This window comes from Pseudomonas sp. GD03862 (assembly GCF_029840855.1).
Lineage (GTDB): Bacteria > Pseudomonadota > Gammaproteobacteria > Pseudomonadales > Pseudomonadaceae > Aquipseudomonas > Aquipseudomonas alloputida.
The window spans coordinates 38,910-51,501 of the sequence record NZ_JAOCDI010000009.1; the positions used below are offsets into that span (position 1 = coordinate 38,910).

Genomic DNA, 12,592 nt, shown 5'->3' on the forward strand with positions numbered 1-12,592 from the left:
TTAGCCACTAGGCGCCGATACCCACCCGGCGTCCACCTTCGAGGGGCCGCCGAACATGAGAATACTCAAACCCCCGGTCGGCTTCCCGACCGGGGGTTTTGTTTTTCAGGCCTTTGACCAACACCGATTCACTTTGAGGACAGATTCATGAACTACGCCACTTATTACTACGCAAACACCTGCGCCTGGCGATTTAGCCAATCCCGTTCGGGCCAGCCTGCCGCCTCCGATCGGTCTTCTACAGGTGGCAATGCAGCAGCCAATACGAATTCAACGATCTGTCGAACACCTCGATAGGGCCGACCATGCGGGCTTGAACCCGCTGTCCGCCCAGGGAAAAACGCCATGCACGCTTCCAGCCTCGCCCTGCCCCTGACCCAGCCGCAAGCGGCCAACACCACTGTCAGCAAACGCCTGCCCAGCCCGCACCTGCTCAAGCAGCAGATGCCACTGCCCAGCGAACTGGCCCAGCAAGTCCAAGCCCATCGCCTGGCCATCCGCAACATCCTCGAAGGCCGCGACCCGCGCCTGCTGGTCATCGTCGGCCCCTGCTCGATTCATGACCCACGCTCGGCCCTTGAATACGCCGACCGCCTGGCCGCCCTTGGCCGCGAAGTCAACGACAAGCTGCTGCTGGTGATGCGCGCCTACGTCGAAAAACCACGTACTACAGTGGGCTGGAAAGGCCTTGCCTACGACCCGCACCTCGATGGCAGTGACGACATGCACTCGGGTATCGCCTTGTCTCGCGGGCTGATGCTGAGCATGATCGAACGCGGCCTGCCGATCGCCACCGAGTTGCTGCAACCGATGGCCGCCGGCTACTTCGACGACCTGTTGGCCTGGGCGGCGATCGGCGCACGCACCACCGAATCGCAAATCCACCGCGAAATGGTCAGTGGCCTGGAGCTGCCGGTCGGCTTCAAGAACGGTACGGACGGCGGCATCGCCATCGCCAGCGACGCCATGCGCAGCGCTGCCCACCCGCACCGCCACTTCGGTATGGATGCACAGGGCCATCCGGCGATCATCGAGACCTTGGGCAACCCGGACACACACCTTGTGCTGCGCGGCGGCCACAAAGGCCCGAACCACGATGCCAACAGCATCGCCATGGCCCGTCAGGCGTTGGCCAAGGCCGGCCTGCAGGCACGGATCATGGTCGATTGCAGCCACGCCAACAGCGGCAAGGACCCGGCGCGCCAGCCAGCGGTCTTCAATGATGTGCTGGAACAGCGCCTGGCCGGCGACCGTTCGCTGGTCGGCGTCATGATCGAAGGGCACTTGTTCGATGGCTGCCAGGCGCTGGGCAAGGGCACACTGAAATACGGTGTGTCGATTACCGACGGCTGCCTGGGCTGGGCCTCCACCGAAACCCTGTTGCGTGAGGCGGCACAAAAACTGTAGGCCGAAGGTTGTAAGCCTGGCGAGACATACCCCGGACAAGTGCGCTAGGCTTGCCTTTTTACCCCCAAGGAGCAGTACCCATGGCCCGTGCAACCGCCCGCCACATTCTGGTCAGCAGCGAAGACAAGTGCAACGAACTCAAAGCCCAGATCGAAGCAGGCGCCGACTTCGCTGAAATCGCCAAAGCCAACTCCACCTGCCCGTCCAGCCGTCAGGGCGGTGACCTGGGCTCGTTCGGCCCAGGCCAGATGGTCAAGGAATTCGACACCGTGGTCTTCAGCGCCCCAGTCAACACTGTGCAAGGCCCGGTGAAGACCCAGTTCGGCTACCACCTGCTGGAAGTGACCAGCCGCCAGGACTGATTCACCCCTCCCGGTGATCAGCCCCCCTGTGGGAGCGGGTTTGCCCGCGAAGAGGCCAGACCAGACAACCTCGTTGCCTGCTCCGACGCATTCGCGGGTAAACCCGCTCCCACAAGTATGGTGGGGGCTTGTATTTTCGTGCATGGGCTTTACGGTCCAGGCCGCTCCCACCCACGCCCTCACGGTCTACGGTGAAGCCCCCCGCTACGCCGCCAGCTTCCGGCATTTCGACTATGTAAACCCCTCCGCCCCCAAGGGCGGCATCTTGCGCCGCTCGGCCATCGAGATCGGCCAGTTCGACCACATCCTCCCCTATATCGACAAAGGCATCGGTGTCAGCGAAGTCGATGGCCTGCTGTACGCGCCACTGGCGGTACGCTCGTACGATGAACCCTATACCGTTTACGGCCTGATCGCCCGGCGCATGGAGCGCGGCCCCAATGATGAGTGGCTACGTTTCGACCTCGACCCACGCGCCACCTTCGCCGATGGCAAGCCGGTGCGCGCCGAAGACGTTCGTTTCACCTTCGAACTGCTGATGAGCAAGGGCAGCCTCAAGTACCGTACCCAGTTTGCCGACGTGGCCGGCGTGACCGTGGAAAGCCTGCACAGCGTGCGATTCGACTTGAAGCCCGAGCACGGCCGCACCCTGGCGCTGGACCTCGCCAGCCTGCCGGTAATGCCCGAGCACGACCTGCAGCAGCGCGACTTTGCCAACGGTGCCGGCTTCGACAAGCCAGTCGGCAGCGGGCCATACCGCATTGGGCGCATCGACAACGGCCGCAGCATCACCTTCGAACGCGACCCGGCATGGTGGGCACGTGACCTGCCCGCCAGCCGTGGCCGCTACAATTTCGACAAGCTGCGCATCGAGTACTTCGGCGACACCGAAGTGGCGCGCCAGGTACTCAAAGGCGGTGGCTACGACTACAACCGCGAGTTCTCCGCCACGGCCTACACCTTGGGCTACAACGGTGCGCAACTGGACGACGGCCGCCTGCAGCGCGCCCACCTGGGCCCGGCCAAACCGCAGGTGGCCCAGGGTTTCGTGTTCAACCTCGACCAGCCGCAGTTCAAGGACCGCCGTGTGCGGCAGGCGCTGGGTATGTTATGGGACTTCGAGTGGAGCAACCGGCAGATGATGCGCAACCTGTACATCCGCCAGCAAAGCGTGTTCTCCAATACGCCGTTGGCCGCTCGCCAGTTGCCGGATGCGGGCGAGTTGAAGCTGCTCGCCCCCTTGCGCGGCCAAGTGCCAGATGAAGTGTTCACCACGGTGTTCACTGCCCCGGTCACCGATGGCTCGGGGATCATCCGTCAACAGCAGTTGCAGGCCCTGGCCCTGCTCGAACAAGCCGGCTGGCACCCCGAAGGCGACCGTCTGGTCAATAACCAGGGCACGCCGCTGGCGTTCACGTTCCTCAATGGCCAGGCGGGCCTTGAACGCCTGCTGCTGCCTTGGAAGCGCAACCTGGCCCAGATCGGCGTGACCCTGAACATCCGCAACGTCGACTCGGCCCAGTACGTCAACCGGCTGATGGCGCGCGATTACGACATGATCGTCACCGGCTACCCGGTCACCTTGTCGCCAGGCGCCGAGTTGTACAACTACTTTGGTTCGGCGGCCGCTCACGACCCTGGCTCGAACAACCTGATGGTCCTGCAGGACCCGGCCGTAGACCACCTGATCGACGGCCTGGTCCGCGCCGACACCCAGGCCGACATGCTGCGTCACGCCCATGCCCTGGACCGCGTGCTGCAATGGAATTACTACTGGATCCCCAACTATTACCCGCCGGGCAGCTCCACCGTCTGGTGGAACCGCTTCGGCCTGCCCAAGGTCCAGGCTACCTATGACGAGGGCCTGGACACCTGGTGGGAGGTAAGCCCTACCCCGCTGACCAACGCGCAGATGGCCGAACGCCGGAAGGCCTCGCCATGACCGCTTATATCCTGCGCCGTCTGTTGCTGATCATCCCGACGCTGCTGGCAATCCTGCTGGTCAATTTCGCCATCGTCCAGGCCGCGCCGGGTGGCCCGGTGGAACAAGCCGTGGCGCGCCTGCAGGGCATCGGTGGCGGCGCACCCGGCGCGCGAGCTGAAGTGGTCCATGGCGAATCCCGGGCCACACGCGGCCTGGACCCAAAACTGATCGAAGAGATCAAGCGCCAGTATGGCTTCGACAAATCCGCCCCCGAGCGGCTTTGGTTGATGCTCGGCCAATATGCCCGGCTGGACTTTGGCAACAGCTTCTTCCGCGGCGCCAAAGTCACCGACCTGATTCTCGACAAGTTGCCGGTCACCCTGTCGCTGGGCTTCTGGGCCACGCTGATCACCTACCTGGTGTCTATCCCGCTGGGCATCCGCAAGGCGATGCGCCACGGCAGCCGCTTCGATGCCTGGAGCAGCGCGTTGATCGTGATCGGTTACGCCCTGCCTTCGTTCCTGTTCGCCCTGCTGCTGATCGTCCTGTTTGCCGGCGGCACTTCGCTCAACTGGTTCCCGGTGCGCGGCCTGGTCTCGGACAATTTCGACGAGCTCAGCCTGCTGGGCAAGGTCGCCGACTACTTCTGGCACCTGGTGCTGCCGGTCGCGGCCCTGGTGATCGGTGGGTTCGCCACCCTCACGTTGCTGACCAAGAATGCCTTCCTCGACGAGGTTTCCCGCCAATACGTGGTCACTGCCCGGGCCAAGGGCCTCAGCGAACGCCGCGTGCTGTATGGCCATGTGTTGCGCAACGCCATGCTGCTGGTGGTGGCCGGGCTGCCACAGGCGCTGATCACCGTGTTCTTTGCCGGCTCGTTGCTGATCGAGGTGATCTTCTCGCTCGATGGCCTGGGCCGCATGAGCTATGAGGCCGCCGTGTCGCGGGACTACCCGGTGGTGTTCGGCACGCTGTTCATCTTCACCCTGGCGGGCCTGCTGATTCGCCTGATCGGGGACCTGTGTTACACCCTGCTCGACCCGCGCATCGACTTCGATACGAGGGCGCACTGATGCTATCGCCCCTGTCGCGCCGTCGCCTGCAACGTTTTCGCCGCCACCGCCTGGGCTGGGTGTCGCTGTGGTTGTTTGCCGGCCTTCTGCTGCTCAGCCTTTGCGCCGAACTGGTGGCCAACGACAAGCCACTGCTGCTGGGCTACAAGGGCAATTTGTACGTTCCGGCGCTCAAACGCTATACCGAGCAGCAGTTCGGCGGGCAACTGCCGTTTCAGCCCGACTACCGCAGCGCCTATGTGCGCCAACTGATCGCTGAACAGGGTGGCTGGATGCTGTTCGCACCTATCCCGTTCAGTGCCGACACACCTAATTACGACCTGCAGGTGCCCACCCCCAGCCCGCCCAGTGCCAGCAACTGGCTAGGCACCGACGACCAAGGCCGGGACGTGCTGGCGCGGGTGCTTTATGGCACGCGGGTATCGCTGCTGTTCGCCTTTGCCCTGACCGTGGTCAGTGTGCTCATTGGCGTGGCGGCGGGCGCCCTGCAAGGCTACCACGGGGGCTGGGTCGACCTGCTCGGCCAGCGCTTGCTGGAGGTATGGTCGGGGTTGCCAGTGTTGTATCTGTTGATCATCCTCAGCGGTTTCGTCGAGCCGGATTTCTGGTGGTTGCTGGGGATCATGGCGCTGTTCTCCTGGCTGACCCTGGTCGACGTCGTGCGCGCCGAGTTCCTGCGCGGGCGCAACCTGGAGTATGTAAAGGCTGCGCGGGCGTTGGGGTTACCGGACAGTCAGGTGATGTTGCGGCATATCTTGCCCAATGCCATGAATGCCACGCTGACCTATGTGCCGTTCATGCTGACCGGGGCGATCACCACACTGACCGCGCTGGACTTTCTGGGCTTTGGCATGCCAGCGGGCAGCGCCTCGCTGGGCGAGTTGGTGACCCAGGGCAAGCAGCACCTGGAGGCACCGTGGTTGGGCTTTACCGCGTTCTTTGCGCTGGCGGTGATCCTGTCACTGCTGGTGTTTATCGGGGATGCCTTGCGTGAGGCGTTTGACCCCCGACGATGAGTTTTCAGGCCTGGCCTTTTCGCGGGCTTGTGCCAATACATGATTCAGGATGTTCACCCATGCACGACAGCGACAGCCTCAAGGACTACCCCCAGGTACGGCAACTGGCGATCCGCTCGCTGTTCGAGATCATCGAACAGTCCAGCGAGGGCACGGTGATCGTCGACCGCCAGGCACGCATCGTCTGGATGAACGAACGCTACGCCCGACGCTTTGGCCTGGCCGACGCTGCCAGTGCCATCGGCCAGCCCTGCGAAACGGTAATCCCCGGCAGCCTGATGCGCGACGTGGTGAGCAATGGCCGGCCCATCCTGCTGGACATGCTCGACACGCCGAACGAGCCGTTGGTGGTCATGCGCCTGCCCATCCACGATGACCAGGGCGCGCTGATCGGCGCCATTGGCTTTGCCCTGTTCGACGAACTGCGCAGCCTGTCGCCGCTGCTCAAGCGCTACGCCAGCATGCAGCAGGAACTGGCCTCGACCCGCTCGCAACTGCGCGCCCGCCAGGCCAAATACAGCTTCGCCCAGTTCGTAGGCAGCAGCGCGCCCAGCCTGGAAGCCAAACGACGCGCCCGGCGTGGCGCCGGCAGTGATTCGCCCGTGTTGCTGCTGGGCGAAACCGGCACCGGCAAGGAGCTGCTGGCCCACGCCATTCACGCAGCGTCGGCACGGGCACACAAAGCTTTTGTCAGCATCAACAGCGCAGCCATCCCGGAGACGCTGCTGGAAGCCGAATTCTTCGGTACTGCGCCGGGTGCCTTTACCGGCGCCGACCGCAAGGGCCGCAGCGGCAAGCTGCAACTGGCCGAAGGCGGCACGCTGTTCCTCGACGAGATCGGCGACATGCCGCTGGCCCTGCAGAGCAAGCTGCTGCGGGTGCTGCAGGAAAAGGAATACGAACCGGTCGGGTCGAACCAGATGCTGCGCAGCGATGTGCGCATCATTGCCGCCACCTCCATCGACCTGCAGGCTGCCATGGCCCGCGGGGCCTTCCGCGCCGACCTGTACTACCGGCTGAATGTGCTGCCGATCGATGTTCCGCCGTTGCGGCAACGGCTGGAGGACCTGCCCGCGCTGTGCGAGGCCATATTGGCTGAGCTGGGCAGCCAGTACGAGTTGGAAGCTGAAGCGCAGCAACTGCTGGCCAGGCATGCGTGGCCGGGGAACATTCGCGAGCTGCGCAATGTGCTGGAGCGCGCGACCCTGCTGGCGGATCAGCCCCGGTTGGGGGTTGCGGACCTGCGTGCGGCATTGGGGCCATTGAGCCCGCTGGCTGAAGCGCCCGTGCGGCAGAGCTACCGTGAGGCCTGCGAGGCCTTTGAACGCGGCCTGATTGCCGGGGCGCTGGCCGAACAGGGGGGAAACGTGCCAGAGGCAGCAGCAGCCTTAGGGCTGGGGCGGTCGACGCTGTACAAGAAGATGGCGGCACTTGGTCTCTGATTGGAGACTTTTGTTTCTGATTTGAGATTACCGCCAGAGCTCCGCCCTTAACCACAGGCAAGCCAGCGATGGGCTGTAAGGCAGCCCATGGCGTCTCTGAATGTAGACACAGACTTCTAACAAAACCCTTTAACCCTTACAAATCAGCCAGTTACATAGTTGGCACGATTCCCGCTATCTCCTGCTCAACGATAAAAACAAGACTCACCCAGGAGACCCACCCCGATGACCGTGCTCATCGCACTCGCTGCTTTGGCCTTGCTGATGCTGGCCGCCTACCGCGGTTACAGCGTAATCCTCTTCGCCCCCATCGCCGCCCTCGGCGCTGTCCTGCTCACCGACCCTGCCGCCGTCGCCCCTGCGTTCACGGGGGTGTTCATGGAAAAAATGGTCGGTTTCATCAAACTGTACTTCCCGGTATTCCTGCTGGGGGCGGTGTTCGGCAAGCTGATCGAGCTGTCCGGTTTCTCCCGCTCGATTGTCGCCGCCGCCATCCGCCTGCTCGGCACCCGCCAGGCGATGCTGGTAATCGTACTGGTCTGTGCCCTGCTCACTTACGGCGGTGTTTCGCTGTTCGTGGTGGTGTTCGCGGTGTACCCGTTCGCCGCCGAAATGTTCCGTCAGAGCAACATCCCCAAACGCCTGATCCCGGCCACCATCGCCCTGGGCGCATTCTCGTTCACCATGGACGCCCTGCCCGGCACCCCACAGATCCAGAACATCATCCCCAGCACCTTCTTCAACACCACTGCCTGGGCCGCACCGTGGCTGGGCCTGATCGGCACGCTGTTCGTGTTCTTTACCGGCATGGCCTACCTGCAGCGCCAGCGCAACAAGGCCCTGCGCGCCGGTGAAGGTTATGGCACCGACTTGCGCAACGAACCGGAAACCGCTGCCGACCTGAGCCTGCCCAACCCTTGGCTGGCGCTGTCGCCGCTGCTACTGGTGGGGGTGATGAACCTGGTGTTCACCCACTGGATACCGCATTGGTACGGCCCCAGTCACAGCCTGCAATTGCCAGGCATGAGTGCACCGGTACAAAGCGACGTGACCAAGCTGACGGCCATCTGGGCTGTGCAGGCCGCGTTGCTGGTGGGCATCCTGATGGTCCTGGTATGCGCCTTTGGCGCCATTCGTACACGCCTGGCCGAAGGCACCAAAAGCGCGGTGGGTGGTGCCTTGCTGGCAGCCATGAACACCGCTTCGGAATACGGCTTTGGCGCGGTAATCGCCTCGCTGCCGGGTTTTCTGGTGCTGGCCGATGCCCTGCGCAGCATCCCCAACCCCTTGGTGAACGAAGCCATCACCGTGACCTTGCTGGCCGGCATCACTGGCTCCGCTTCGGGCGGCATGAGCATCGCCTTGGCAGCCATGGGCGACACGTTCATCGCCGCCGCCCACGCGGCCGATATCCCGCTGGAAGTGCTACACCGGGTAGCCGCCATGGCCAGCGGTGGCATGGACACCCTGCCGCACAACGGCGCGGTGATCACCTTGCTGGCGGTGACCGGCCTCACCCACCGCGAGGCCTACAAGGACATTTTTGGTATTACCCTGATCAAGACCCTGGCGGTGTTCGTGGTCATCGCCACGTTCTACGCCACTGGCATCGTCTAAGGAGCATTGCATGACCCTTGAAGGCAAAACTGCACTCGTCACCGGTTCCACCAGCGGCATTGGCCTGGGCATCGCCCAGGTATTGGCCCGGGCTGGCGCCAACATCGTGCTCAACGGCTTTGGTGACCCGGGCCCCGCCATGGCGGAAATTGCCCGGCACGGGGTGAAGGTTGTGCACCACCCGGCCGACCTGTCGGATGTGGTCCAGATCGAGGCTTTGTTCAACCTGGCCGAACGCGAGTTCGGCGGCGTCGACATCCTGGTCAACAACGCCGGTATCCAGCATGTGGCACCGGTTGAGCAGTTCCCGCCAGAAAGCTGGGACAAGATCATCGCCCTGAACCTGTCGGCCGTATTCCATGGCACGCGCCTGGCGCTGCCGGGCATGCGCACGCGCAACTGGGGGCGCATCATCAATATCGCTTCGGTGCATGGCCTGGTCGGCTCGATTGGCAAGGCAGCCTACGTGGCAGCCAAGCATGGTGTGATCGGCCTGACCAAGGTGGTCGGCCTGGAAACCGCCACCAGTCATGTCACCTGCAATGCCATATGCCCGGGCTGGGTGCTGACACCGCTGGTGCAAAAGCAGATCGACGATCGTGCAGCCAAGGGTGGCGATCGGCTGCAAGCGCAGCACGATCTGCTGGCAGAAAAGCAACCGTCGCTGGCCTTCGTCACCCCCGAACACCTTGGTGAGCTGGTACTCTTCCTGTGCAGCGAGGCCGGTAGCCAGGTTCGCGGCGCCGCCTGGAACGTCGATGGTGGCTGGTTGGCCCAGTGACGGGCGGCCTGGGCCTGGCGACGGTCGCGCATTCGTTTATCAGCAAGGAGGCCTTATGCGCCCTACCCCAATGACCGCGATTCTGGCCCTGAGCCTGGCCGCCGCCGCACCTGCGATGGCCGCCAGCCTGAAGGACATCGCGCCCTACCCCGAGGCGGAAAAAGGCTTCACCCGGCAGGTTATCCACCTGCCGGCCCAGGCCGACGAGTCGGCCTATAAACTGGAAATCCTCGCTGGCAAGACGCTGCAGGTCGACTGCAATCGTCAGCGCCTGGGCGGCAACCTTGAAGCACGCACCCTGGAAGGCTGGGGCTACAATTACTACCGCCTGGACAACGTCAGCGGCCCGGCCAGCACGCTGATGGCCTGCCCGGACGGCAAGAAGACCGAGGCCTTCGTGCCGGTGGTCGGCGATGGCTTCCTGCTGCGCTACAACAGCAAGCTGCCGGTGGTGGTGTATGTGCCCAAGGATGTCGAAGTGCGCTACCGCGTGTGGTCGGCATCGCAGGATGTGCAGAAGGCTAAAGTAGAGTAGGCAGGACCGCTTTCTCTGCAGGGTCAGCCTCTTCGCAACACGAGGCTGATCCTGCCCTGAGCCTGCTTTTGTTCCGGTAAAGGAGATTCGGCATGAACGATGTGCTCTGGCGACCGTCCACAACGCAGATCGAGGCCAGCCGGATGGATGCCTTCCGCCGCCGGGTCAACCTGCGCTACAACCTGCAACTCAACGACTACCAGGCCCTGCACGGCTGGAGCATCGAACAGCGGCCCGCCTTCTGGCAAACCCTGGCCGAGTATTTCCACGTGCATTGGCATACCCCGCCCAGCCAGGTGCTCAGCGAAGGGCCGCAAATGCCCGATGCGCAGTGGTTCGCCAATGCCACCCTGAACTTTGCCGAACACCTGCTGCGCCGCCGCGACGACCGCCCAGCCGTGGTCGCCGTACGCGAAGACGGCCAGCGCGAAGTGTTCACCCATGCCGAACTGGCCGCACAGGTGGCCGGGCTGCAAACGGCATTCAAGGCGGTAGGTATCGTCCCAGGCGACCGGGTAGCCGCCATCATGCCCAATACCTGGCAAACACTGGTGGCCATGCTCGCCTGCACCAGCCTTGGCGCGGTCTGGTCTACCTCCTCGCCCGAGTTCGGCGTGCACGGCATCATCGACCGCTTCGGCCAGATCGAACCCAAGCTGCTGATCGTCTGCGCCGGTTACGAGTATGCTGGCAAGGCCATCGACCAGGTGACCAAGGTCAACCAGGTGTGTGCGCAGTTGCCTGGCCTGGAGCACCTGATCGTGGTGCCCCATACCCGCAAAGGCACGCGTGCCGATGAATTCCAGGCAGCCAACGTCAGCCTGTGGGATGACTTCTTCCAGCCCGGCGGCGAGCCCCGTTTCACCCCGCTGCCGTTCGAACACCCGCTGTACATCCTCTATTCCAGTGGCACCACCGGGGTGCCCAAGTGCATTGTCCATCGCGCCGGAGGCGTGCTGTTGCAACACCTCAAGGAACACGGCCTGCACAACGACCTGAAGGCCGATGACGTGCTGTTCTACTACACCACCTGCGGCTGGATGATGTGGAACTGGCTGGCCAGCGGCCTGGCGGTGGGTGCCACGCTGGTGCTGTACGACGGCTCGCCGTTCCATCCGGGCCCCGAGCGCCTTCTGGACCTGATAGAGGCCGAGGGCATCCACGCCTTCGGCACCAGCGCCAAGTACCTGGCGGCACTGGAGCAGGCAGGCCTGGAACCTGCCAACAGCCACTGCCTGACCAGCCTGCGGCTGCTGCTGTCCACCGGTTCGCCGCTGTCACCGCACAGCTATGACTATGTATACGACAAGATCAAGGCCGACCTGTGGCTTGTGTCCATGTCGGGCGGTACGGATATCGTCTCCTGCTTCGTGCTGGGCAACCCGACCCTGCCTGTGCGTCGCGGCGAAATCCAGTGCAAGGGCCTGGGTATGGCGGTGGAGGTGTGGAACGAGCAGGGTCAGCCCGTGGTGGACGACAAAGGCGAACTGGTGTGCACGCGCAACTTCCCCTCGATGCCACTCGGTTTCTGGAACGACCCGGACGGTCGCCGTTACCACGATGCCTACTTCAGCCAGTTTCCGGGGGTGTGGGCCCAGGGCGACTACGCCGAGCAGCGTGCCAGCGGGGGCATGGTGATCCACGGTCGCTCCGACGCAGTGCTCAACCCGGGCGGTGTGCGCATTGGCACGGCAGAGATCTACCGCCAGGTGGAAAAGGTCGAACAGGTTGTGGAAAGCGTGGCCATCGGCCAGGACTGGAACGGGGATGTGCGGGTGGTGCTGTTCGTGCGCCTGCAAGACGGCCTGCAGCTGGATGAAGCCTTGCGCCAGCACATCCGCCAGGTGATACGCCAGTACACCACGCCCCGCCATGTGCCGGCGGTGATCGCCCAGGTCAGCGACATACCGCGCACCATCAGTGGCAAGCTGGTGGAACTGGCGATTCGCGATGTGGTGCATGGGCGGCCGGTGAAGAACACCGATGCCCTGGCCAACCCGGAGGCGCTGGAGCAGTTTCGCGATCGCGCTGAGCTGAAGAGCTGACATTCATCGCGGCCATTTGGGCGCGATCGCTTCAACGGGATTCAATCAGGCATAATGCCGCCTTTTTCCCCGATGCACAGGTAGCCCATGAAAGCCCAAGCCCGCCACATTCTGGTCAAGACCGCTGACGAAGCCGAAAAGCTCAGGCAGCGCATCGCCAACGGCGAGGCTTTCGACGTGCTCGCGAAAAAGTTCTCTCTTTGCCCATCCGGCAAGCGTGGTGGTGACCTGGGCGAAATTCGCCCGGGGCAGATGGTCGGCGCCATCGACCAGGTGATCTTCAAGAAGCCTCTGCGAGTGGTACACGGGCCGATCAAGAGCAAATTCGGCTACCACCTGGTGCAAACGTTCTACCGCGACTAATGCGCTAGCCCTTTGCCACCTGACATT

11 protein-coding genes are annotated in these 12,592 nt (G+C 63.6%); all 11 read left to right on the forward strand.

The annotated features are described in order from the left end of the window. Positions 1-345 precede the first annotated feature (345 nt). The 11 genes from N5D53_RS08475 (at position 346) to N5D53_RS08525 (ending at position 12,565) form a co-directional block, all read left to right on the forward strand. Complete coding sequence (locus N5D53_RS08475; RefSeq protein WP_104961775.1) at positions 346-1,407, forward strand: 3-deoxy-7-phosphoheptulonate synthase; 1,062 nt, start codon at positions 346-348, stop codon at positions 1,405-1,407. 80 nt (positions 1,408-1,487) lie between these two features. Continuing rightward, positions 1,488-1,769 (forward strand): peptidylprolyl isomerase, encoded by a 282-nt coding sequence (locus tag N5D53_RS08480; RefSeq protein WP_003248318.1) that lies wholly within the window; start codon positions 1,488-1,490, stop codon positions 1,767-1,769. A 142-nt stretch (positions 1,770-1,911) separates the two neighbouring features. Continuing rightward, positions 1,912-3,711, forward strand: a complete 1,800-nt coding sequence (locus tag N5D53_RS08485; RefSeq protein ID WP_223843518.1) for an extracellular solute-binding protein — start codon at positions 1,912-1,914, stop codon at positions 3,709-3,711. Beyond that, positions 3,708-4,766, forward strand: coding sequence for a microcin C ABC transporter permease YejB (locus N5D53_RS08490; protein WP_104961777.1), 1,059 nt, complete (start codon positions 3,708-3,710; stop codon positions 4,764-4,766). The genes N5D53_RS08485 and N5D53_RS08490 overlap by 4 nt, the downstream gene beginning before the upstream one ends. Beyond that, positions 4,766-5,782 carry an ABC transporter permease gene (locus N5D53_RS08495; protein ID WP_020190943.1) on the forward strand — a complete coding sequence of 339 codons (1,017 nt, stop codon included), beginning with the start codon at positions 4,766-4,768 and terminating at the stop codon, positions 5,780-5,782. Before N5D53_RS08490 ends, N5D53_RS08495 begins: the two co-directional genes overlap by 1 nt. Before the next feature lie 59 nt (positions 5,783-5,841). After that, entirely contained in the window at positions 5,842-7,224 is a 1,383-nt protein-coding gene (locus N5D53_RS08500) for a sigma 54-interacting transcriptional regulator (protein ID WP_104887575.1), read from the forward strand. Between the two features lie 225 nt (positions 7,225-7,449). Continuing rightward, positions 7,450-8,841: a GntP family permease gene (locus tag N5D53_RS08505; RefSeq protein ID WP_104961778.1), complete on the forward strand. Its 1,392-nt coding sequence runs from the start codon at positions 7,450-7,452 to the stop codon at positions 8,839-8,841. A gap of 10 nt (positions 8,842-8,851) precedes the next feature. Continuing rightward, positions 8,852-9,622: a 3-hydroxybutyrate dehydrogenase gene (gene hbdH, locus N5D53_RS08510; protein ID WP_010953972.1), complete on the forward strand. Its 771-nt coding sequence runs from the start codon at positions 8,852-8,854 to the stop codon at positions 9,620-9,622. A 55-nt stretch (positions 9,623-9,677) separates the two neighbouring features. Continuing rightward, positions 9,678-10,157 (forward strand): serine protease inhibitor ecotin, encoded by a 480-nt coding sequence (gene eco, locus N5D53_RS08515; RefSeq protein ID WP_012052429.1) that lies wholly within the window; start codon positions 9,678-9,680, stop codon positions 10,155-10,157. 92 nt (positions 10,158-10,249) lie between these two features. Beyond that, positions 10,250-12,202: an acetoacetate--CoA ligase gene (locus N5D53_RS08520; RefSeq protein WP_190869288.1), complete on the forward strand. Its 1,953-nt coding sequence runs from the start codon at positions 10,250-10,252 to the stop codon at positions 12,200-12,202. Positions 12,203-12,289: 87 nt separating this feature from the next. After that, positions 12,290-12,565, forward strand: coding sequence for a peptidylprolyl isomerase (locus tag N5D53_RS08525; protein ID WP_014860332.1), 276 nt, complete (start codon positions 12,290-12,292; stop codon positions 12,563-12,565). Positions 12,566-12,592: the final 27 nt, after the last annotated feature.